Origin of the sequence: Pseudoalteromonas sp. MMG013 (assembly GCF_018100885.1) — a bacterium.
Lineage (GTDB): Bacteria > Pseudomonadota > Gammaproteobacteria > Enterobacterales > Alteromonadaceae > Pseudoalteromonas > Pseudoalteromonas aurantia.
The window spans coordinates 25,672-47,517 of sequence record NZ_JAGJEE010000028.1; the positions used below are offsets into that span (position 1 = coordinate 25,672).

Consider the following 21,846-nt stretch of genomic DNA (forward strand, 5'->3'; position numbering starts at 1 on the left):
GAGCACGCTATGCCAATTGGTGACGTATTAAATAATGGGATTGAGGGGTTTAATAGAGCCAGCCAAGGTATTGAGCGTGCTAGTGCTGAAATCAATCGTGCGACTCAAAGTTCGCAAGATGAGAATCAATTGGCACAGCAACGTCAATTGCAAGGGGCTCGTCCAGAAGAGTCAGTAACAGCACCTGTTGCTCAACCAGCTAAAATTGATGAAGCATTAGTGAATTTGAAAGTTGAAGAGTTTAATGCGAAGGCGAATGTGCAATCAATTCGTACTGCAGATGAAGCATTGGGCACTTTGATTGATATTAAGGTTTGAGTTTGAAGTAAAATGGTATGAGTATTGTAACGCCACCACCGGCGATGAATTTAAATACTGCCAACGTCTACACTGAAACAGCAAGACGAGATAATCAGCTGCGTGAGGTGATCCCTAAAGCAGCACCTACCTCGGCCACATTTACTGAAAATAAAGCGGTAAATGATGGCGATAAAGCGAAAGCCAATTCTCCCGATGATAACGCATTATATGATAGCTCTGGTAAACTAGAGAAAAACAAAGTTATTGATGAAAAAGGGGCGCAAAGTGATGATCGTCAAGCCAAATCAGACGGTGATGACACTGCAAGCGAGCAAGAACAAAATGAAGAAAAGGTTGAGCAACAGCAGATCCAAGAATTAAAATCCCGTGATACGGAAGTAAGGTTGCACGAACAAGCGCATGCTCGGGTTGGTGGGCAGTATGCAGGCTCTCCTAGTTATGAATATCAACGAGGTCCAGACGGCAACAATTACGCTGTTGGCGGGCAAGTAATGATTGATGTGGCAGAGATCCCGGGTGACCCTTCTGGTACGATCGAAAAAATGCAAACAGTTAGAGCGGCAGCGTTAGCACCTGCTGAGCCTTCGGGGGCTGACCGGGCAATTGCAGCTGATGCAACACAAAAACAAGCTGCAGCTCAAGCTGAGTTGGCGAAGCAAGTGATCAGTAGGGGATCTGAAGAGGAGAACCAACAGCAAGATACTACCCGGGTTCAAAATTATGAAACTCGCCGGCTGGCTGCTGCTGATGATGAAGGGTTGGCTCTGCGAGATCCCGTAGCATTAAAGTCCGAGAGTGGGCCATTTTCAGTGGCATTACCAATTGAACCAGAAGCTGTTGCGCTAAAATCAGAAGGTGGACCATTTTCGGTGGCTTTGCCAATTGAAAGAGATCCGCAAATTCAGGCGCGTTCGCTGCGTATTAATGATTTTTATCAACAGTCTGTTCAGCCTGAATTGTCTGCATCTCTATCACTTCAAGTCTAGTAGAAATTAGGCTCATTTAATACTCCATATCAGATTAATAACAGATGTATTTAAGTATAAAAACCCGTTCAATGACGGGTTTTTATATAAATAAGGTACTCGTTTATTTTTTCATCTTGGCAAAAGCTTCCGCAAATGCATTGCCCATCGCGGCATTACCATTATCTTTTTTTGGCTTAGCTACACGGTTTTGCTGTTTGTTTGGTGTTGACTTCTGAACGTGCGGCTTGCTCTTCTTGATATTTTCACCTGGATGTATTTCATCGTTCAAACGCATAGTAAAGCTGATACGTTTACGAGCTACATCCACTTCAATTACTTTGACCTTTACAATATCACCCGCTTTAACCACTTCACGGGGATCTGAGATAAATTTATTTGTGATTGCGGAAATATGGACCAAACCATCCTGATGTACACCTACATCGATGAAGGCACCAAAATTTGCGACATTTGACACAACCCCCTCTAAAACCATCCCTACTTCCAAGTCTGATATCTTTTCGATCCCGGCTTTAAACTCGGCTGTTTTAAACTCTGGGCGAGGATCTCGGCCGGGCTTATCTAGCTCTTTTATAATATCAGATACGGTTGGCAAGCCAAATTTATCACTCGTAAAGTCGTTTGCGACGAGTGTATTAAGCACTGTACTGTTACCAATTAAATCGGATATTGGAATTTCTTTTACTTGTGCAATTTGTTTGACGACGGGGTAAGCTTCTGGGTGAACAGATGAGGCGTCAAGAGGATCTTTACCATCGATGATGCGCAAGAAACCAGCTGCTTGTTCAAATGCTTTTGGACCGAGTCGTTCAACTTTTTTCAGTTGATTACGTGCCGTAAACGAACCATGTTCATCTCGATATTTAACGATATTATTAGCCAGTGTTTTGCTGAGACCTGATACTCGTGTCAAAAGAGGCGCTGAAGCCATATTTACATCAACGCCAACGGAGTTAACACAGTCTTCTACTACTGAGGTTAATGTTTGGCCCAGTTGACTTTGTGACACATCATGCTGATATTGACCAACACCGATAGATTTTGGCTCAATTTTGACCAATTCGGCTAACGGGTCCTGTAATCTGCGAGCGATAGAAACAGCGCCTCGTAGTGATACGTCTAAATCAGGAAATTCATTCGCTGCGAATTCCGATGCAGAATAAACGGAAGCTCCTGCTTCGCTGACCATAATTTTGCTGAGCTTTAGTTCCTCAGCAGCTTTGAGTAATTCGGAAGCCAGTTTGTCTGATTCTCGAGAGGCAGTTCCGTTGCCAATGGCAATCAATTGCACTTTATGTTGGCGACAAAGCTGTTCAAGTGTGCGTAATGATCTATCCCAATGATTTTGCGGTGCATGTGGAAAAATGGTGTTAGTAGCCAATAATTTCCCAGTACTATCGACCACCGCAATTTTACAACCTGTACGTAAACCAGGGTCGATCCCTAAGGTAACACGCGGTCCAGCAGGTGCTGCCATTAGTAAGTCTTTTAGGTTTTTCGCAAAAACATCAATTGCGCCTGTTTCAGCATTTTCACGTAGTGATCCTAGAAATTCATTTTCTAGATGTAGTGATAATTTAATCTTCCACGTCCACTGTACAACAATCATCAACCATTGACTGGCATTGGCAGACGACACATTGAGTCGATAATGATCGGCTATCATCTGTGCGCAATACTGCTGTGGATTGTCTACCCCAGGTTCTGGATTAATGGCTAATTGTAAGAAGCCCTCATTACGTGCCCTTAGCATGGCCAAAGCTCTGTGAGATGGGACTTTAGTGAGCTTTTCACTGTGTTCGAAGTAATCTCGGTACTTGCTGCCGCTGTCTTCTTTTCCTTTTATAACAGTCGCTTCAAGTTGACCATTCTGTTGAATGTGATGACGAAATTTAGCGAGTAGTTTGGCGTCTTCGGCGAAACGCTCCATTAAAATGAATTTTGCTCCATCTAACACTGCCTTGATGTCGCTCATTCCAGCTTGGTCATTTAGATATTTTTCAGCAAGTATTTCAGGAGATTGGTTAGCGTCCATGAAAAGCGCATCAGCGAGAGGCTCAAGCCCAGCTTCGATTGCGATTTGCCCCTTGGTACGCCGTTTTGGCTTGTACGGCAAATATAAATCTTCTAACTCGGTTTTGCTTTGTGCATTCGCGATGTCTGTGGCCAGTGCATCAGACAATTTCTCCTGCTCTGTGATTGTATTGAGAATAAAACTTCGGCGCTCTTCTAATTCTCGCAAATAACTCAATCTTTGTTCTAATAGGCGCAGTTGAGTATCGTCTAGTCCGCCAGTGACTTCTTTACGGTAACGGGCAATAAAAGGTACAGTTGCACCTTCATCTAATAAAGCAGTAGCAGCAATGACTTGCTGTTCTTGTGCGTTTAACTCTTGTGCTAAACGTCCAGAGATGTTGCTCATGCAAAATCCTTATAAAGTTCAATACTATACGCGCTAATTTGGCATATATTAATAATACTAACTATATCACAGCATAAATGAATAAGAAGCTTAGCTGGAAGGGTAATCTATTTTGTTTACGAACCATACTTTTTCTCCTTGCGGAGTTTGTACTACAAAGTCATCGTCGACTTGTTTGCCTAATAGAGCACGGGCCATCGGTGAATCAATAGAAATATAATCATGTCGCTCATAAATTTCGTCAGGGCCAACAATGCGAAACTTTTTACATTGTTGTTCGTCATTCTCAATTTCAACCCAAGCACCAAAAAAGACTTTACCAGCCTGTTGAGACGAATATTCAATAATTTTTAAATCGGGTAAACGCTTTCTTAAATATCTAACTCGCCTATCTATTTGCCTTAATACACGTTTATTGAATGTGTAATCTGCATTCTCAGAGCGATCACCTAAGCTTGCAGCCCATGACACGATTTTCGTGATCTCTGGGCGTTTTTCATGCCAAAGGTGATCATGTTCTTGCTGCAACTTTCGGTACCCTTCAGGGGTGATCAGGTTTGTCTTCATGTCATAAATCGGCTCAGTGTTGATGCTGTGACAACTTAAATAAAAAAGATTTGGATGTCGAGCTTTCTACGTTCGCGGACCTTATTTTTTTACTTTGTAACGTTCGGTAACAAATCTTCTTTTAAGGTATGGTGTCTAGTTATCTATTTTTCAATTATATTAAGCTAAGGTATTAATAAAAAGAAGAATGAGTAATGGGAAGTGAAACCACTAAGGTTTTAGTCGTAGATGATGATATGCGTCTACGCAGTTTATTGGAAAGGTATTTAGTTGAGCAAGGGTTCATTGTTCGCACTGCTGCCAACGGTGAGCAAATGGATCGTTTATTAGAGCGAGAAAACTTCCATCTAATGGTCTTGGACTTGATGCTGCCCGGAGAGGATGGGTTATCAATCTGCCGCCGGCTTAGACAAAAAGAAAATGAAATCCCGATTGTGATGTTAACTGCAAAAGGGGATGAAGTGGATAGAATCATAGGTTTGGAATTGGGAGCTGACGACTATATTCCAAAACCGTTTAATCCACGAGAACTGCTTGCCAGAATTAAAGCCATTTTACGACGCCGGGCAAAAGAAGTTCCAGGTGCGCCAGCAGCAGAAGAAAATGAAGTGGCTTTTGGTATATTCAAACTAAACTTGGCAACACGTGAAATGCATAAAGGTGATGAGGTCATCGCCCTAACAAGTGGAGAGTTTGCGGTATTAAAAGCACTTGTTAACCACCCTAGAGAGCCTTTAAGTCGAGATAAATTAATGAATTTAGCTCGAGGCAGAGATTACAGTGCGTTGGAAAGAAGCATTGATGTACAAGTTTCACGGCTACGCAGAATGATTGAAGAAGATGCAACTAATCCACGTTATATTCAAACCGTTTGGGGTTTAGGGTATGTATTTGTTCCTGATGGCCAAAGTTAGTTAGGCGTATGAGTTTACTTCCAAAAAGTGCATTTGGGCAAACCGTGTTTTTTGTTGGGGCATTATTACTTGTCAATCAAATTATGTCTTATATCACTGTGACTTTGTATGTATTTAAACCAACATTCGAGCAAGTCAACTTGATGTTAGCGAAGCAAGTTAAAACGGTCTTTATTGATTGGGAAGATGGCGTTGAAGTGACATCTGAATTATCAGAGCGATTTTTTGAAATCACTGGTATAGAAGTAATGACACAGAGAGAAGCGTATATTAATGGGTTAGGAGAAGCAAAAGAATATACTTTATTGTCGAAAAGTATGTCAGAGCAATTGAATGGTTCAGCACGTGTACGGATCAGCCAAGGTGATCCTGTCGTGTATTGGGTTGAAGCCCCTCAAGCGCCCGGTTATTGGGTTCGTGTACCTTTGACAGGTTTTAGTGAAACCAAGCTGGAGTTTTTAATTTTTTATTTATCGAGTATCGGTTTTTTAAGTGTGCTCGGTGGCTGGTGGTTTGCTCGACATTTAAACCGACCCTTAAAAGCATTGCAGACAGCGGCAGGCCGAGTCGGAGTCGGCGATTTTTCTACACGATTAGTTGAACGTGGTTCAACAGAGGTGATTGAAGTAACAAAAGCATTTAATCAAATGTCAAAAGGAATTGCAGAACTTGAAAGTGATCGCCGGTTGCTAATGGCTGGAGTGTCTCATGATTTAAGAACGCCGTTAACGCGCATTCGTTTAGCCACGGAAATGATGGCTGATGAGGAAGATTATTTGAAGGAAGGCATCATTGACGATATTGAAGATATGAATGCCATAATTGATCAATTTATTGAATACTTACGGCATCATAACTCTGGTGAAATGGTGTTAGAGGACGTGAACACCGTTGTTGAGGAAGTTGTACATGCAGAGCAGCAGCATCAACGTACTATTCATTTGTCAACACAAGAAGAATTAACACCAGTATTGATGAATTCAGTTGCACTCAAGCGGGTACTGACAAACATGATTGAGAATGCGATTCGGTATTCAGATGCCGCGATTGAAGTGTCCACTGAATATAATGTACTTGATAAATCCGTACTAATTAAGGTACAAGATAGAGGGCCAGGGATACCGGAAGAAGAGCTGGAAAGTGTCTTTGAGCCATTTAAACAGGGCGATCAAGCTCGAGGTAGTGAAGGAAGTGGGCTTGGCTTAGCAATTATTAAACGGATAGTGACCACTCATGGAGGAGAAGTAAGATTGCAAAACCGCCCTGATGGCGGTTTAAGTGCCCAAGTGCAGCTTCCTAGCGCAGGTAAGGCGTCAGAGAAAATTTAATATTGGATAAAAGTATGACGCAGTTAATTGTATTGGGGGCAGGTTGGCTTGGCCAACCTTTGTGTCGGCAGGCGAACGAACGAGGTTGGCAAGTACAGGGAACACGGCGAAACCCTGACCCTACAGTACCATTTGAACGACAGTTCAGTTTGTTAGAAGAGCGGATTGCTCATACCTTATCATTGCACAATGCTTGGTGGGTATGCGCTATACCACCAAGAGCAAGAAATAAAGATAGTCAGTACCTACATACTTTAGAGCATGCTTTAACATTGAGTAAAGATATGTCCGCTAAAGGCTTTTTACTGTGCTCAAGTACCGGGGTGTATAGCCGTGCCGACGGGTTATACAATGAACACAGCTCTATTGAGACTTCAACAGACCGGCAGCAAATGTTGGTTAATGCGGAGCGCATGGTATTGAATCAGGGTGGCAAAGTTTTGAGATTAGCTGGTTTGGTTGGGCCAAATAGAGAGCCAGGTCAATTTATTGCAGCAAAGGCACTGAAAAGTTCATCGCATGGGCATGTTAATATGGTACATCAGCAAGATGTTTTAAATGGTATATTTACTGTTCTATCTAACTGGCACCATAACCAAGCAATATATAATTTATGTCATCCATGGCACCCGACGCGTGCGCAGTATTATCAACAAAAATGTCAATTATTGGAAACCCAGCCCCCCACATTTTCGTGTGAAACAGAAAGCGAACGTATTATTGATGGTTCGGCTATAGAGCAACTTGGTTTTGAATATTTACATGCTATCTAACGAATATGGAGAAACCTCTACTCGCTGTTGCGTTTGAATGTTAAGTGTCCGCCTAAACGGTATTTGCTGCCAGGAGAAATTAAACGAGCAAAACTGACGATGCCTTCATACGACCAAGTACGGCGAATAACTTGTAAGCAAGGCTCTTCATTAAATAAGCTTAACCATTGGCAAACTTCAATGGACGGCATAATCGCCTCAACAGTGTGGCGGGCTTCCGTCAAAGGTGCCACTTGCGATAAATATTCGTGTGGTGTAGTTAAGTTGAAGTCTTGCTGCAAATAATTGCTGGCAAGTGTAGGGTTAACAAATCGTTCCTCCACTTGTAGTGGTTGCTCATTTTCATTGTGGACTAAGACACTTCGGTAGACTTGACTGTCTATATCGACACCTAAAGCTATGGCTATGGGTGCAATGGCAGATATGGACTCTAGCGATAAGACGCTGCAAGAATATGCACCATTACGGGCTTGAACTTCATCAGAAATATTCTTAATTTCTAATAAGGAGGATTGTGATTTAAGGCTTGCTACAAATGTGCCTAAACCTTGACTTCGTGTCAAAATTCCCGCATTTGTTAACTCACTGAGCGCTCTACGTGCTGTCATGCGACTTACCGAAAATTGTTCTGCTAATTCATTTTCTGATGGAACGCGTTGATCTTCAACCCAGTTTGCGGTTCTAATATTGTCGATAATATGTTGTTTTATAAGTGCAAATTTAGGTTGTTGGGTCATACCAAGCATGCCGAATTAAGAGTCATGTATGCAAAAGATGGCACAACTTTCTTGTATATACAAGTAACCTTGTTACACTCATATCAGATATTTATTTTCGGAGCTGTGGCGATGATTGAGCCTGATTTAGTAATTTGTGATGTGAACCTTGCAACGATGGACGTTGACCGTTCTGATGCTTATGGCATGATTGAGCAGGGAGCTGTAATGATTAAAGATGGCACTATAGCTTGGTTAGGTAAGCAAGCCGATATGCCTAAATTTGATGCTTTAGTGACACCTGTACATTCTGGAAAAGGCGCATGGCTAACACCGAGCTTAATTGATTGTCACACACATATTCTATTTGCAGGTAATCGTGCCACAGAATTTGAACAACGTTTGCAAGGTGTATCCTACCAACAGATTGCTCAGCAAGGTGGCGGGATTGCTAGTACAGTTCGTGCGACACGTGAGGCAGATCACGAAACATTATTTGTTAATGCAAAGACACGTTTAAATAGCTTATTAAGAGAAGGTGTTACAACGGTTGAGAGTAAAACAGGTTATGGTTTAGATACAGAAAATGAACTTAAATTACTCGAAGTAAACACGCTTTTATCTGCGCATCACCCGATAGATATTCATAGTACGTTTTTAGGGGCTCATGCATTACCCCCCGAGTATGCCGGGCGTGCTGATGAGTATATTGATATTGTATGTAATGACATGCTGCCTCGTGTAGCTGAACTGAACTTGGCCACCGCGGTTGATGTTTTTTGCGAAAATGTTGGGTTTAGTTATGAACAAACACGTCGAGTGTTTGAGGCAGCTACTAAACTCGGGCTAAAAGTGAAGTGTCACGCAGAGCAATTATCTAATCAAAAAGGCACTGAATTAGTTGCTGAGTTTAAAGGTTTATCGGCAGATCATATTGAGTATTTAGATGAAGCTGGTGTGATTGCTATGGCTAATGCCGGCACTACTGCCGTACTACTTCCCGGAGCATTTTATTTTCTGAGAGAAACGCAGCTACCACCTATTGAATTACTTCGAAAACATCATGTATCTATGGCCATTGCGAGTGATTTTAATCCAGGGACGGCGCCACTATGTTCGTTGCGGTTAATGTTAAACATGGGTTGTACATTGTTTAGAATGACACCAGAAGAAACCCTCAAAGGGGTAACTTGTGAAGCTGCTAAGGCGCTTGGTTTATCGGACCGAGGTGTTTTAAAAGAAGGGATGCGAGCAGACATTGCGTTATGGGATATTAGTCATCCTGCGCAATTAAGTTACCAATTTGGCGTGAATGATCTGTTAAATCTCTGGATCTTAGGTAAACTTATTCAGTATTAATTTTTTGCAATGGGGTATTGATGTCGGCTTTCACACATATGTGGTCCGTCACCGCGATCCCCGTACTCAATGGATTGCAACAGGGGTTCATTCCTCTTCTAGCGGCTTTGCTAGCGGGTGTCATATTGATGGGCAGCATGGCTGTAATCGTGTTGAGTAAAAAACCGCGACTGCGTATTTTACATGCAGTGACGGCGGGAATAGGGCTGGCAGCACTCGCCATGAATACTGATTGGATTCAGTATGTTTTTGGACTGACCCTAATCCTGCATATTATGTATAACTTACGATATAGTGAAGGTGCTCATCTTGTATTGAGCTGTGTATGTGCACTGATATTTATTATGTTGTTGGGAGGGCATATCGTATGGTCTTGGCCACACGTACTGAGTGTTGCAGTGCTAGGCCTGCTGTATATTGGGCAGCTTTGCCTTCTTGGTAATGATGAAGAGGTTGAGGCGGTTCAAAGTGAAGCCGCAAGTGACCAAGCTCATGATGTGTTAGGTTTGCCTGATCGGGCAAGTTTAAGAGCTGCTTTTAATGAGTTTAGAACTTTAGACCCTGGACCTGCAATGTTGGTGATGATCCGCCTTGAAGGTTTTGAGCAAGTTAATCTACATTTAGGTCGGGAATTTGGAGATTTACTGCTTGCGCAATCAGCAAATAGAATTAAACAACAATTACACAGCCATGATGTTATTGCGATTGCAAATGGTAACGATATGGCAAGGGTTGCTCATTTAGGTGGACTCCATTTTGTTTTCGTATGTGGACTGAGTAACCAAAAACACCTCCATGAACAACTCATTGATGATATTTTACGTAGTACGCTAAAACCCTTTAATGTTGGAAATTGTACCTTAGAAGTGAGTGCGCGGGCGAGTTATGTCAACTGTGATGAAGAGCTTGGTCAATTTGATAATTTACTTACATGTGGGTTTTTGGCATTAGATAGTCAACCAAATCGCGCTGTCTGTGCATATCAACAACAAATGCAAATTACTAAATTAGAACAACAGGCGCGTTTGGCTGAACTTGCCCATATTGATTTTCGCAGTGAATTTGAGCTGTACTTTCAACCTGTGATCCGTCATCAAGATAACGAGATAGAGTTTTTAGAGTTATTGTTACGTTGGCAACATCCTAAGCAGGGAATTTTGGCTGCGGGTAGATTTATTGATGATATTCGTTTGGCTGGATTAGCTGTGCCAGTTGCACATTATGTCATCGAGCGGGCAGCTGAAATTGCCATGGCGTTGAGAATGGACAATATCCATATGCCGTTGAGCGTAAACGTATTTGGCCCTGAAATGCTGCATGAAGAATTTATTGAATTTCTGGATAGGATTCTACTGGAACATCATTTATTACCTGGGGACTTAATTATTGAGTGTCCATCAGCTCTGTTTATGTCATTGGATGCACAAGGTGTTGCTATGGTGGCACGTTTGAGAAGTATTGGCGTTCGATTGTGTGTAGATGGATTTGGAGAAGCGCCATTAATTCTAGCGAAGTTACCAAAGCTTTCTGTAGATTACGTGAAAGTTGGGCGGTCTCTAACTGCGGAACATCAGCAGCAAGGACAGTTTAAAAGTGTAGTCCGGGGCATGGTAGAAATGCAGCAGCAGCTTAATAGTAAAGTAATTTGCGAAGGCGTTGAAACTCAAGAGCAGCTTAACTTTGTACAAAGCTTAGAAACATTTGCTGCCCAAGGCTATTTTTTTGCTAGACCTTTAAGCAGCGTAGGTATGATAAGCTGGCTGAAACAATGGAAACTAGAGCATTAATGGCGTGATTTTGAATTAATTCTCAACGCGTTGGCGACTCGTAAGGTAGCTACACACTAAACCGCTAAGTACTTGACCTGCTTCGATCAACCCTTGCGCCAACCCTTGGGGGTGATTAGCGGGGGCCGCTTCACACAAATGTAAATAAGCGGTATTACTTTGCTCGGCAGATAATGATACAAAGTGTTCAGCATCGTTGGTTGTAAAGCCACAGTTTGTATAGGCACTTACAGGCATGCCACTAATACTATCTACGTCCACTTCAACTCCCATAGGGGCAGTATTGTCAAAGCGATCTAAACCCATTTTAATCGCTTGAGTTAACGTGCATCTTCGCGTCACAAGGATATCTTGATAAGTGGTATAGCTAAAATTCGCTGTATCTAATGCTTCTAAAATTGCTTGATTATTTTTTTGAGCATGTAAACCTACAACATGATAATCGCTTAACATGTTTTGTTGGTAGGCATAATGAAATCCATTGCCACTGTGACGCCCTTCTATCGCTCTAAAGTCAGCGTGTGGGTCAAAGTTAATCGCATGGCATGCTTGCCCTGTTACTGAGTGAAGTGCTTGTATAATACCCAAGCAGTTATTATGACCCCCACCAATAATGATAGGCTCTAAGCCAGCTGCAAATACCATTTTGAGGACATTACTGACACGTTGATCTATATCGGCACATAGATGACGTAATTCAGCCAATTGTTCAGGTTGCTTATTGCATAAGTTTTTACTCGTCTTTTGAAGATCATCACATATGACTTCCCCTAAGAGCAGTACATTTTTAGGGTCTAAAAATTGGTTACAGGGTAAATTCAAAAATCGTTGTAAAAATGCTTGCCACCCTAATGTCGCACCACCTTGACCACAATTTGCACGAGGACCAATATCCTCATTAATACCAACGAGTACATACTTGATACCAAAAGCGGCTGCATCTTTAAGTGCTTGCAGAGTCTCTAACTGTGTATCAAGAAAAGTTAAAGACTGCCAGAATTTTTGCTCATTCTCACGAGTCGTTACAAGGCTGGCAATATCAGCTTCGCGATAAATATGTAGGTGTTCAGTCATGGTGCTCTAGTCTTGCGTATCGTCGGTTTCTAAGATAAGTTCTTCAGCGGAAATAATGATGCCGGTGCTATCTGCATATAGGTAATCATCATCAAAAAATGATACGCCAGCAAAATTAACAGGGACACCGTGTTCGCCAGCCCCTTCACTATCGGCAGATACGGGGGTAGATGAAATAGCCTGAATGCCTATATTGCACTCTTCAAGTTCATCGACATGGCGTATAGCACCATATACGATAATACCTTGCCAATTGTTTTCGACAGCCAATTCAGCTAAATCTATATCAATTAACGCGCGTCGAGTGGAGCCGCCACCATCAATTAATAAAATAGTGTCACTGCCATCTTGCTCTAACGTTGAGCGGATCAATTCGTTATTCTCAAAACATTTAATCGTTTTAATGCGCCCACAGAAAGCTGTTTGTCCACCAAAGTTAATAAACATAGGTTCGAGTACATCAACGACGTCAGCGAAATGATCGCACAAGTCTGAAGTGCTGTAGTCCATACTTTAAATCCTCTGAAAAAATAACGAAAGTCCATTTTAGTATACTCCCATAAATGGTCATAGCAATGGGTAAACAGTAACTTACATATTAGTGTCGCAAAACTGTCACGGCTTTGTTATTTAGCTCTTCTATGCTGAAAATGTGAGCAAAGTAATAGGTGAGCATTATGAAAGGTAAATTAGCGCAGTTAGACACCGTATTGTATTTTGCAGTGTTTACACCTAGCCCAAAAAACTGGTGGCGGGTTGTTGCGTTAGCATTTTCGAAAAGTGGCAATGGCGGACTTTATATTCTACTGGCTTTAATTTGTGCTGTATTTTTGGAGCCTTTAGGGCAAAAGTTTGCACTGACCGCAGTATTAGCATTTGCGATTGAAAGACCTCTGTATTTCTTTTTAAAAAAACGGATTGCTCGTGTGCGGCCATGTGATTGTTTTGCTCTTAAAGCGCTGTTAACGCCGGCAGACAAATTTAGCCTTCCTTCTGGTCACAGTGCGGGAGCATGGTTATATGCAATTTGTGTCATAGAGCATTTGAGTGTTCCGCTGTGGCCATTAATAATTTGGGCATCAGGTGTGTCGTTATCACGAGTTGTGGTAGGCGTCCATTACCCCTTAGATGTTGTGGTTGGTGCGATGATGGGGATTGGATGTGCCAGTCTAGCGATTTTTTTAGTAGGGATATTATGAAAATATTATACGGCGTACAGGGAACAGGTAATGGCCATATTACGCGGGCGCGAGTAATGGCTGAGTGTTTTACAGAAAAAAATATCGATGTTGATTATATATTTACTGGTCGCAAAGACAGTGAATATTTTGATATGCAACCTTTTGGCCATTATCAAACAAGAGCTGGGCTGAGCTTTTCCACACGTAATGGTCAGGTTGATCAAATCGAGACATTAAAAAACTTAAAGATCGGCCAATTTATTAAAGATGTTCGAAACCTTGATGTAACTCAGTATGATGTTGTCTTTAACGACTTTGAACCGATCACCGCATGGGCTGCTAAACGCGCCAAAATACCGGTTATAGCGATGAGTCATCAAGCAGCATTTTTATGTCCCAAAGTGCCCATATATAGTCACAGTTTTCTTAAACGTACGCTTTTAAAGCAGTTTGCGCCCGCTGATGTTTATTTAGGTGTGCATTGGCAGCCATTTGCAAAAAATATTATTCCGCCTTTTATACCTTATGATAAGCCAGTTAATCACTGCAGCTCAATCGCGAATAAAGTGTTGGTATATTTGCCATTTGAAAACCTCAACCGTGTTTTAGAGTTGCTACAAGATTTTCCTGATAAAGAATTCTACTGTTATCACCCAGATGCTAATAATCAGTCACAAGCGCATATTCATCTTCGAAAGCCAAATAGGCAGGGGTTTTTAAAAGACCTTGCAAACACGAGTGGAGTGATAGGTAATGCCGGTTTTGAACTATCAAGTGAAGCATTAAAATTTGGCAAAAAACTTTTATTGAAGCCATTGGCAGGTCAATTTGAGCAATTGGCAAACGCACACACGTTAGAGGAGATGGGGTTTGCTCGGGTTATGCACTATTTAAGTTCTGACGCGTTAGAAGAGTTTCTTGAATTACCCAGTGGGAAGAGTATTGATTTTCCAACTAACCCATATGCATTGGTTGACTGGCTGATGTCAAAGCAATGGCATGATTTAGACACGCTCCATAAAACGTTGTGGCAAGGCTTGTTATTACCAACGGGTAAAGCGGCATAACTATTTGCTTTGTTCAGTATTTTTGCAATAGTTGGCAGTGATTTTTATTAATTTCAAGGGGGTTCTCATACGCATTGACGCATATTCTCAGCTATACTGTCTGCTAAGTAGCAAAAAATATAGGTAACAGTATGGCCTTATTGGAAAATTTAACCATTAAACGGCGTTTGCAACTCAATGCCCTTGTTGTGGGCATCGCAATGTTAGTGATGTTGTTTGTGATTATTCTCGAAGCAAAAACGATGCTTAGGCTCAATGAAACGATTGAATATGCTGAAGAATTAGATATTCATGAGTTAGCTATGCGCAAGTATGAGAAAAATTTCCTATTCTATAAGGACACGGATGCGTTAAAGCAATTTGAAGCGGAATATGCAGAGCTTCAACAAAAAATTGAATCTTTGTCAGTGATATTCGATGAATTCGGTATTGATGCGGCTCAATTGAATGAGTTTAAACGGCTAGCGGCTTCTTACAACCAAGACTTTCATAGTGTTGTGGAGCTGCAAAAAACCATTGGATTACATCCAAAAGATGCCCTTTATGGTGAATTAAGAGGGGCTGTGCATGAGGTAGAAACGTTACTTAAAGAACGGCAAAACTTTGAATTATTAACCACTATGTTGCAGTTGCGTCGAGCTGAAAAAGACTTCATGTTACGATTGGATTTAAAGTATTTAACTAAATTCGATAAACTCATCTCAACTTTTAGCACGCAGATTTCTCAAGCTGGTTTTGATAATAACTATCAGAACAATTTACTTGCGCTCGTTAATGAATATCAGAATAAATTTGAGGCCTTGGTCAGTGCACAACAAACACTGGGGTTAAGCTTAGATGATGGTGCATTGGGTAAAATGAAAATCAATGTGCAAAAAAGTGATAAGGTTGTTGCTGAGATTGTCGAACAAACAAAATTGGAAATTAAACTTAACGCAGATGAAACGCAATTTGTGGGCATTGCTATTTTTGTTATAGCTGCTGTGATAGTGATGATTTTAGTGTTGTTAACAAGCAGTTCTATTATTAATCCTGTGGAGCGAGTTTATCAAACCATTGAACGGATCCGTCGAGAGAATAATCTAGGGCTAACGATAGAGCAAACGGGTAACGATGAAATAACGATTATGACCCGAGATTTTAATAGTTTAGTCAATGATTTTGGGATATTAATTTCAGAGGTTAATTCAGCATTAGGTACAATTAACGATGCCACGTTACATTTAACAGAAACAACGGCGCAAACCAGTTCTGGAATGCACGAGCAATTACACGAAGCAGATATGGTGGCCACTGCTGCAACAGAAATGCAAGCGACCATTCAAGATATTTCACATAATACAGAAGCCGCAGCACAAAAAGCGGAGTCAACTAACAATAATGCGCAGCAAGGTCGGAGTGAAGTTGATGCGACCATTAAACACATTATGGTGTTGTCAGAGTCGTTAGCAGGTGCGTCGGACGTGGTATCTCAATTAGAGAAAGATGGCGAGACGATTGGTTCTGTGTTGGATGTGATACGAGGTATTGCCGAACAGACCAATTTGTTGGCATTAAATGCGGCCATAGAAGCAGCGCGAGCTGGCGAGCAAGGCCGAGGTTTTGCTGTGGTTGCAGATGAAGTACGGTCATTGGCACAGCGCACGCAAGACTCGACACAAGAGATAGAAAGTATTATTTCGACGTTACAACAGCGTACGCGTGAAGTGGTTAATATCATGGAGCAATGTCGGGTGCAAGGCAGTGAAAGTGTTTCTCAAGCGGAGAAAGCAGGTGAGTTTCTAACTTTAATTACTACAGATGTGCAAACAATTATGGATATGAGTACACATATCGCCACGGCAATTGATGAGCAAAATCAAGTTGCTTCAGAGGTAAATAAAAATGTAGTGCGTATTAGGGATATTGCCCAAGTGGCATCTGAACATGCGCAATCAAATGCTCAAAGTAGCGAGGAAGTGTCCGAGCAAGCCAGTGTGCTTCACCAAGCCGTTGCAAAATATAAGGTGTAATACACATCTAAAAATAGCGCAAATAAACGCGGCTTTTGCTGCGTTTTTTGTGTGTGGCTAAACGGATTTTATAACAAGGGTTATGGGATAAATTTAATTGGTACACTATCTAATTGAGCGTGATATTGCTCCGTTCGTTCGAGATAGGTTTGCCAATATAATTGATAATTAACGCATAGTTCTCTGAGATATTGCCAGCTGAAGAGCCCTGAGTTGTGACCATCATTAAAATGCAGCTTAACTGCGTAATGACCAACTGGCTCGAGCCGTTCAATTTTGACAGCGTGTTTATTGAGCACTAACTTGCTGGGTGTCGTACCATGCCCTTGAACTTCCGCCGATGGGGAATGAGTACGAAGATACTCGCAACTTAATGTGTGCGTTTGTGCATCATCAAAGTAGATGTCGAGCATCTTACTTTTACGGTGATAGTGTAATTTAGTTACTACATACATAGAAATGTCGGTCCATAAAAAAACGGAGCATATGCTCCGTTTTATCATAGTTTTGCTCGTTATAAAATAAAGCGGCTTAAGTCTTCATCTTGCACTAAGATGTCCAAATGTTTTTCAACGTACTGAGCATTTATTTCGATGGCTTCACCATTCTTCTCTGAAGCATCAAATGAAATTTCTTCCATCAATTTTTCCATCACAGTATGAAGGCGGCGTGCGCCAATATTTTCAGTTTTTTCGTTTACTCGCCATGCAGCTTCTGCAATACGAGTGAGTGCATCTTCAGTGAAGTTAATATCAACCAGCTCGGTTTTCAATAAAGCTTGTTGTTGCTCAGTTAAAGATGCATGAGGCTCTGTGAGGATACGCTCAAAATCTTTGGCGGTCAGTGCTTCAAGTTCAACACGAATGGGCAAGCGCCCTTGCAGCTCAGGGATCAAATCAGACGGTTTGGACATTTGAAATGCACCAGAGGCAATAAACAAGATATGATCTGTCTTAACCATTCCATGCTTAGTACTGACTGTAGACCCTTCAATTAGAGGCAAAAGGTCGCGCTGCACGCCTTCACGGCTTACATCTGGGCCTTGGGCTTCTCCGCGCTTACAAATCTTATCAATTTCATCAATAAAGACGATACCGTTTTGTTCAACTGAAAAAATAGCCTGCTCTTTAAGCTCTTCAGGGTTTACCATTTTAGCGGCTTCTTCTTCGATGAGCAGTTTAAAAGCATCTTTGATTTTAAGCTTACGACTTTTCTTTTTCTCGCCGGTCATGTTTTGGAACATGCCCTGTAGTTGATTTGTCATTTCCTCCATACCAGGAGGTGCCATGATCTCAACTTGAGGCTGAGTCTCAGCAATATCAATATCTATTTCTTTATCGTCTAGCTGTCCTTCACGCAGCTTTTTACGGAACACCTGACGAGTCGAGTTGTTATCTGCAGGCTGAGACTCACCCCAGGCGTCTTTAGCGGGTGGTAATAAGGCATCAAGAATACGTTCTTCTGCAGCTTCTTCAGCACGGTGTTGGTGTTTCTTAGATTGCTGTTCACGCGTCATTTTGATTGAGATATCGACTAAGTCACGGATAATAGTCTCAACTTCTTTACCTACATAGCCCACTTCGGTGAACTTTGTAGCTTCTACTTTTAAAAATGGCGCGTTTGCTAGTTTGGCTAGCCGGCGTGCAATTTCAGTTTTACCAACCCCTGTTGGGCCGATCATCAAAATGTTTTTTGGTGTTACTTCAGCGCGCAAGTCATCATTCAACTGCATGCGACGCCAGCGGTTACGCAGTGCAATAGCAACCGCTTTCTTCGCTTTATTTTGACCAATAATATGTTGATCTAGTTCGTGGACTATTTCTCTTGGGGTCATTGCGGTCATGGCAATTCCTCTTACAATTCTTCGATGGTTTGGAAATTGTTGGTAAATACGCAAATATCGCCTGCAATCGTAAGGCTTTTCTCAACAATTTCAACGGCGCTTAAATCGGTATTTTCTAATAATGCAGTGGCTGCCGATTGGGCAAAGTTACCGCCACTACCAATTGCGATTAAGTCGTTTTCGGGCTGAACAACATCACCGTTACCTGTGATGATCAAGGAGGCGGTTTCATCAGCCACAGCAAGCAATGCTTCTAACTTACGCAGAGCTCGGTCACTACGCCAATCTTTAGCCATTTCTACAGCCGCTTTGGTGAGGTGTCCTTGATGCATTTCAAGTTTACTTTCAAAGCGTTCAAATAGAGTAAAAGCGTCTGCAGTACCGCCGGCAAATCCAGCAAGTACTTTGCCGTTATATAAACGGCGTACTTTGCGGGCGTTGCCTTTCATTACGGTATTACCAAGTGATACTTGGCCATCTCCGCCAATAACCACTTTATTGTCACGACGGACGCTTACGATGGTAGTCATAGTATTCCTTAATTGAGAGGCTGTGTGTGCCTCGCATTAAATTTAATTACAACATAGATGAGGGCGATTGGACTAAAATCAAGTCCAGCCCCATATAGCGCAGCCAATAATATGGATGCGCTTTAGTTTATTCTTGTCACTTTCGGCTTTACGTTTGCTATCGTATGGCCCCAGACGTACGCGGTACCATACGCCGTTACTGCCTTCTGTTCGTTTTATTTCCGCAATTAAGCCTGCGAAGGCCATTTTGGCTTTCAGCGCTTCGGCTTCTGGGTATGTTCTCAGCGAGGCACACTGCATTTGATAAGGACCGTTACGTTTAATTTCTTTGACGTCGACCTTGACTTCATGATTTCTTATCTCTTCTAGAAACTCAGGATCCCTTGGCTTTTCTGGGGCTGTGTCTATCTTCTTAGCGACCGTTTTTGGCATTTGTGCTTGATTGACTTGCCCTGGGTCAGCATTGGTTTTGATATACCATAAGCCATATGTGAACCCAGTAATTAAAATCACTGCGGCGATACTTAAAAAAACAGGAAAAGGTTTACGCTGTGATACTTGCGCATTCTTCTTGTTTTTAGCGCTCTGACGAGTTTTTGGTTGTCTATTTATATAGTCGTGCTGTGCCATAAATTACTAATAGGTATCCATAGGATCGATGTCAATGCTCCACCGAACTCTATTTGCAAGCTTATGTTCACTAATATAGCTCAAAAGCTGTGCAAGATAGCGATGCAAAACAGGTCGTTCGGGGGCTTGTATGTGTAATTGGTATCTATACTTACCGGCAACACGCTCCATCGGAGCTGGAATCGGCCCGAGTAATTGTATACCAGAGTATGGGGTTGCAGGAACTAAATCAGTTAAAAAGTCTATTACCAATTTAGCATTAGTACCCTCTACCCGTACTAATGCTAAATGAGTGTAGGGAGGAAGCTCTACTTCTTGTCGTTCTTTTAGCGCATAACGTGCAAAATCTTGGTAGCCATTATTCACTAAATCTTGGAGCAAAGGGTGATCAGGAAAGTGGGTTTGTAATAACACAGTGCCGGGTTCCCCGCTTCTGCCAGCCCGGCCCGCCACTTGTGTAATTAATTGTGCCATATGCTCTGTGGCGCGAAAGTCACTTGAGTATAACCCTCCATCGACATCCAGCATGACAACTAGATTAACATCGGCAAAATGGTGACCTTTTGCGAGCATTTGTGTACCTACCAAAATGCGACTTCCACCGGCATTAATATCAGCTAAGGCAGTTTCTAAAGCGCCTTTTCTTCTAGTTGAATCTCTGTCTATTCTACTTATTGGCGTATCAGGGAAGTGACCCTTTAAAAAATCTTCAAGTTGCTCAGTACCTAAGCCTACAGGCATAATTTGGGTGCTACCACAATCTGGGCATTGTGCAGGAACATAGCTTTGCTGTGAGCAGTGGTGGCATACTAATCTTGCCATCGCTTTGTGAAATGTTGTGCTAGCACTGCAATGAGTGCATTGACTTAACCAGCCACACTCGTGGCATAGTAAGGTGGGGGCATAACCTCTGCGATTTAGAAAGACCATCACTTGTTTCGCACACGCTAACGTGCGTTCAATGTGCTGAAGCGTGGATGGTGCAAACCCTCCTTGTTCAATTTGGCCTTTCATATCAATAAGTAAAAATTGGTTTGCTACTTTTGTTTCTGCTCTTTTTGATAATGTGAGCAGTTGAAATTTATTATTAATTGCTTTACGCAAGGTTTCAAGTGCCGGAGTAGCGGTGCCGAGAATCAGGGGAATATTTGCGTGGGCACTGCGATATACCGCTAAGTCCCTTGCGTGATAGCGCAAACCATCTTGTTGTTTAAAAGAACTATCATGTTCTTCATCGACGACCATCATACCCAAATTTTTAAAGGGTAAGAAAATACTTGAACGAGTGCCGATGACGAGTGCACAACTGCCTTGCTCCGTTCTACGCCATACGTGTAAGCGCTCATTATCTGTTAAGTTTGAATGCCATAAATCGATGGGTGTATCAGGAAAGCGTCGTCGAAATCGATTCACTGTTTGCGGGGTTAGACCAATCTCAGGTACTAACACAAGTGCTTGACGGCCTGAGTTAACTATTTTCTCTAAACATTGTAGGTACACTTCAGTCTTACCACTGCCGGTAATGCCTTCGAGTAAAAATGTACGATAACCTTGTTGCTGGTTAATAACACTAAACGCGGCTGCTTGTTCTTCATTCAGTCGGGGTTTTGAGTTTATTGTTCTAGGCGCTTGCGTCCATTTCGTATCATGTTCTAAAGATTTTTCGACGAGTGCTTTCTCTTGTAAAGCGTCAATTTGTTGTTTTGTAAATCCCAAGGCTTTGAGCTCTGTGACACTTGATGCACCAGAACCCGCTAGTTGAGAGAGTAGTGCTTGTTGTTTTTTTGAACGGAGTTTGGGTAACTCAGCACCTTTAGCTGTTAATGTTACAGTGGCTACGGTGGTTTTGTCAGGGTGTTCACCACTGCGTAATGAGGCTGGTAAAGCGGTAAACAATGTCTCACCTAAAGGGTGACAGTAGTACTGTGCGGTGAAACGCAAAAGTTCGATATGCTGAGCTGATAAGATTGGGTAGCAATCGATAATACGCGTAATCGGTTTAATTTTATTGACTGGGACGTTGGAATGGTTTTTGAGTGCCACAACCAACGCTACTAAAGTTCGATTAGCAAAGGAAACTTCTACACGGCAGCCGACAGTTACAGTTTGGGCTTCGATTAGTAAGTAATCAAAGGTACGTGGAAGCGGGACTTTAATGACAACTTCGACAAAGGACATTGCAAGCTCGTATCTAAATGGGTGATGCTAATTTACTAGAGAGGGACTTAAAAACCCAGTTTAAACTGGGGAAAAGCAGGTGAGTGTACAAAATTTAGTAAAATAGTGTATTTATTGCTTGTGGATCGTGCTTTAGTTACTTAAAATACGCGTCC

The 21,846-nt window shown here is 42.0% G+C and carries 20 protein-coding genes; 10 read left to right on the forward strand and 10 right to left on the reverse strand.

Annotation, left to right across the window (positions count from 1 at the left end; translation table 11 throughout):
* Positions 1–9: 9 nt before the first annotated feature.
* Entirely contained in the window at positions 10–318 is a 309-nt protein-coding gene (locus tag J8L98_RS19270; RefSeq protein ID WP_192506115.1) for a hypothetical protein, read from the forward strand.
* Positions 319–335: 17 nt separating this feature from the next.
* A complete protein-coding gene (locus J8L98_RS19275) occupies positions 336–1,307 on the forward strand; it encodes a putative metalloprotease CJM1_0395 family protein (RefSeq protein ID WP_210997779.1) in 972 nt (323 codons plus the stop codon).
* Positions 1,308–1,410: 103 nt separating this feature from the next.
* Here J8L98_RS19275 and J8L98_RS19280 read toward each other — a convergent pair whose 3' ends face one another.
* On the reverse strand, positions 1,411–3,732 hold the full coding sequence (locus tag J8L98_RS19280) for a Tex family protein (protein ID WP_210997780.1): 2,322 nt from the start codon (positions 3,730–3,732) through the stop codon (positions 1,411–1,413).
* A gap of 90 nt (positions 3,733–3,822) precedes the next feature.
* Positions 3,823–4,299: a transcription elongation factor GreB gene (gene greB, locus J8L98_RS19285; protein ID WP_192506112.1), complete on the reverse strand. Its 477-nt coding sequence runs from the start codon at positions 4,297–4,299 to the stop codon at positions 3,823–3,825.
* A gap of 194 nt (positions 4,300–4,493) precedes the next feature.
* On the opposite strand from greB, the gene ompR reads away from it, so the two are divergent.
* Genes ompR through J8L98_RS19300 form a run of 3 tightly spaced genes read left to right on the forward strand, consistent with a single transcriptional unit; the run spans position 4,494 to position 7,314 of the window.
* On the forward strand, positions 4,494–5,213 hold the full coding sequence (ompR, locus tag J8L98_RS19290; RefSeq protein ID WP_192506111.1) for a two-component system response regulator OmpR: 720 nt from the start codon (positions 4,494–4,496) through the stop codon (positions 5,211–5,213).
* A gap of 8 nt (positions 5,214–5,221) precedes the next feature.
* Positions 5,222–6,541, forward strand: a complete 1,320-nt coding sequence (gene envZ / locus J8L98_RS19295) for a two-component system sensor histidine kinase EnvZ (protein ID WP_210997781.1) — start codon at positions 5,222–5,224, stop codon at positions 6,539–6,541.
* Positions 6,542–6,555: 14 nt separating this feature from the next.
* Entirely contained in the window at positions 6,556–7,314 is a 759-nt protein-coding gene (locus J8L98_RS19300) for an NADP-binding protein (protein WP_210997782.1), read from the forward strand.
* 17 nt (positions 7,315–7,331) lie between these two features.
* Here the strand turns inward: J8L98_RS19300 and hutC are convergent, their stop codons facing one another.
* Positions 7,332–8,051 (reverse strand): histidine utilization repressor, encoded by a 720-nt coding sequence (gene hutC / locus J8L98_RS19305; RefSeq protein ID WP_210997783.1) that lies wholly within the window; start codon positions 8,049–8,051, stop codon positions 7,332–7,334.
* Positions 8,052–8,162: 111 nt separating this feature from the next.
* Here hutC and hutI point away from each other — a divergent pair, with 111 nt between their 5' ends.
* Both hutI and J8L98_RS19315 read left to right on the forward strand, forming a co-directional pair.
* Positions 8,163–9,389: an imidazolonepropionase gene (gene hutI / locus J8L98_RS19310; protein WP_210997784.1), complete on the forward strand. Its 1,227-nt coding sequence runs from the start codon at positions 8,163–8,165 to the stop codon at positions 9,387–9,389.
* A gap of 20 nt (positions 9,390–9,409) precedes the next feature.
* A complete protein-coding gene (locus J8L98_RS19315; RefSeq protein ID WP_348771918.1) occupies positions 9,410–11,176 on the forward strand; it encodes a GGDEF domain-containing phosphodiesterase in 1,767 nt (588 codons plus the stop codon).
* A 15-nt stretch (positions 11,177–11,191) separates the two neighbouring features.
* Here J8L98_RS19315 and J8L98_RS19320 read toward each other — a convergent pair whose 3' ends face one another.
* Positions 11,192–12,250: a formimidoylglutamase gene (locus tag J8L98_RS19320; protein WP_210997785.1), complete on the reverse strand. Its 1,059-nt coding sequence runs from the start codon at positions 12,248–12,250 to the stop codon at positions 11,192–11,194.
* A 6-nt stretch (positions 12,251–12,256) separates the two neighbouring features.
* Entirely contained in the window at positions 12,257–12,760 is a 504-nt protein-coding gene (gene rraA / locus J8L98_RS19325; RefSeq protein ID WP_192506105.1) for a ribonuclease E activity regulator RraA, read from the reverse strand.
* Between the two features lie 167 nt (positions 12,761–12,927).
* On the opposite strand from rraA, the gene J8L98_RS19330 reads away from it, so the two are divergent.
* The 3 genes from J8L98_RS19330 to J8L98_RS19340 all read left to right on the forward strand — a co-directional run bounded on the left by J8L98_RS19330 (position 12,928) and on the right by J8L98_RS19340 (position 16,510).
* A complete protein-coding gene (locus J8L98_RS19330) occupies positions 12,928–13,449 on the forward strand; it encodes a phosphatase PAP2 family protein (RefSeq protein ID WP_192506104.1) in 522 nt (173 codons plus the stop codon).
* Positions 13,446–14,498 carry an MJ1255/VC2487 family glycosyltransferase gene (locus J8L98_RS19335; RefSeq protein WP_210997786.1) on the forward strand — a complete coding sequence of 351 codons (1,053 nt, stop codon included), beginning with the start codon at positions 13,446–13,448 and terminating at the stop codon, positions 14,496–14,498. The genes J8L98_RS19330 and J8L98_RS19335 overlap by 4 nt, the downstream gene beginning before the upstream one ends.
* A 131-nt stretch (positions 14,499–14,629) precedes the next feature.
* A complete protein-coding gene (locus J8L98_RS19340; protein WP_210997787.1) occupies positions 14,630–16,510 on the forward strand; it encodes a methyl-accepting chemotaxis protein in 1,881 nt (626 codons plus the stop codon).
* Positions 16,511–16,590: 80 nt separating this feature from the next.
* Here J8L98_RS19340 and J8L98_RS19345 read toward each other — a convergent pair whose 3' ends face one another.
* The 5 genes from J8L98_RS19345 to priA form a co-directional block, all read right to left on the reverse strand.
* Positions 16,591–16,965: a DUF971 domain-containing protein gene (locus J8L98_RS19345; protein WP_210997788.1), complete on the reverse strand. Its 375-nt coding sequence runs from the start codon at positions 16,963–16,965 to the stop codon at positions 16,591–16,593.
* A 59-nt stretch (positions 16,966–17,024) separates the two neighbouring features.
* Entirely contained in the window at positions 17,025–18,353 is a 1,329-nt protein-coding gene (gene hslU, locus J8L98_RS19350; RefSeq protein WP_192506100.1) for an HslU--HslV peptidase ATPase subunit, read from the reverse strand.
* 11 nt (positions 18,354–18,364) lie between these two features.
* Complete coding sequence (gene hslV, locus J8L98_RS19355) at positions 18,365–18,883, reverse strand: ATP-dependent protease subunit HslV (RefSeq protein WP_119861768.1); 519 nt, start codon at positions 18,881–18,883, stop codon at positions 18,365–18,367.
* Between the two features lie 78 nt (positions 18,884–18,961).
* Complete coding sequence (locus tag J8L98_RS19360; RefSeq protein WP_210997789.1) at positions 18,962–19,513, reverse strand: SPOR domain-containing protein; 552 nt, start codon at positions 19,511–19,513, stop codon at positions 18,962–18,964.
* Positions 19,514–19,519: 6 nt separating this feature from the next.
* Positions 19,520–21,691 (reverse strand): primosomal protein N', encoded by a 2,172-nt coding sequence (gene priA, locus J8L98_RS19365; protein ID WP_210997790.1) that lies wholly within the window; start codon positions 21,689–21,691, stop codon positions 19,520–19,522.
* Positions 21,692–21,846: the final 155 nt, after the last annotated feature.

What these genes read in the sequence shown, in the direction of transcription:
- J8L98_RS19330 (WP_192506104.1), top strand. Translation starts at nt 12,928, where the DNA reads ATGAAAGGTAAATTAGCGCAGTTAGACACCGTATTGTATTTTGCAGTG.
- J8L98_RS19280 (WP_210997780.1), bottom strand. Translation starts at nt 3,732, where the DNA reads ATGAGCAACATCTCTGGACGTTTAGCACAAGAGTTAAACGCACAAGAA.
- ompR (WP_192506111.1), top strand. Translation starts at nt 4,494, where the DNA reads ATGGGAAGTGAAACCACTAAGGTTTTAGTCGTAGATGATGATATGCGT.
- hslU (WP_192506100.1), bottom strand. Translation starts at nt 18,353, where the DNA reads ATGACCGCAATGACCCCAAGAGAAATAGTCCACGAACTAGATCAACAT.
- J8L98_RS19300 (WP_210997782.1), top strand. Translation starts at nt 6,556, where the DNA reads ATGACGCAGTTAATTGTATTGGGGGCAGGTTGGCTTGGCCAACCTTTG.
- hslV (WP_119861768.1), bottom strand. Translation starts at nt 18,883, where the DNA reads ATGACTACCATCGTAAGCGTCCGTCGTGACAATAAAGTGGTTATTGGC.
- hutI (WP_210997784.1), top strand. Translation starts at nt 8,163, where the DNA reads ATGATTGAGCCTGATTTAGTAATTTGTGATGTGAACCTTGCAACGATG.
- hutC (WP_210997783.1), bottom strand. Translation starts at nt 8,051, where the DNA reads ATGACCCAACAACCTAAATTTGCACTTATAAAACAACATATTATCGAC.
- J8L98_RS19360 (WP_210997789.1), bottom strand. Translation starts at nt 19,513, where the DNA reads ATGGCACAGCACGACTATATAAATAGACAACCAAAAACTCGTCAGAGC.
- envZ (WP_210997781.1), top strand. Translation starts at nt 5,222, where the DNA reads ATGAGTTTACTTCCAAAAAGTGCATTTGGGCAAACCGTGTTTTTTGTT.
- J8L98_RS19345 (WP_210997788.1), bottom strand. Translation starts at nt 16,965, where the DNA reads ATGTATGTAGTAACTAAATTACACTATCACCGTAAAAGTAAGATGCTC.
- J8L98_RS19340 (WP_210997787.1), top strand. Translation starts at nt 14,630, where the DNA reads ATGGCCTTATTGGAAAATTTAACCATTAAACGGCGTTTGCAACTCAAT.
- priA (WP_210997790.1), bottom strand. Translation starts at nt 21,691, where the DNA reads ATGTCCTTTGTCGAAGTTGTCATTAAAGTCCCGCTTCCACGTACCTTT.
- J8L98_RS19270 (WP_192506115.1), top strand. Translation starts at nt 10, where the DNA reads ATGCCAATTGGTGACGTATTAAATAATGGGATTGAGGGGTTTAATAGA.
- J8L98_RS19315 (WP_348771918.1), top strand. Translation starts at nt 9,410, where the DNA reads ATGTCGGCTTTCACACATATGTGGTCCGTCACCGCGATCCCCGTACTC.
- J8L98_RS19335 (WP_210997786.1), top strand. Translation starts at nt 13,446, where the DNA reads ATGAAAATATTATACGGCGTACAGGGAACAGGTAATGGCCATATTACG.
- rraA (WP_192506105.1), bottom strand. Translation starts at nt 12,760, where the DNA reads ATGGACTACAGCACTTCAGACTTGTGCGATCATTTCGCTGACGTCGTT.
- J8L98_RS19320 (WP_210997785.1), bottom strand. Translation starts at nt 12,250, where the DNA reads ATGACTGAACACCTACATATTTATCGCGAAGCTGATATTGCCAGCCTT.
- J8L98_RS19275 (WP_210997779.1), top strand. Translation starts at nt 336, where the DNA reads ATGAGTATTGTAACGCCACCACCGGCGATGAATTTAAATACTGCCAAC.
- greB (WP_192506112.1), bottom strand. Translation starts at nt 4,299, where the DNA reads ATGAAGACAAACCTGATCACCCCTGAAGGGTACCGAAAGTTGCAGCAA.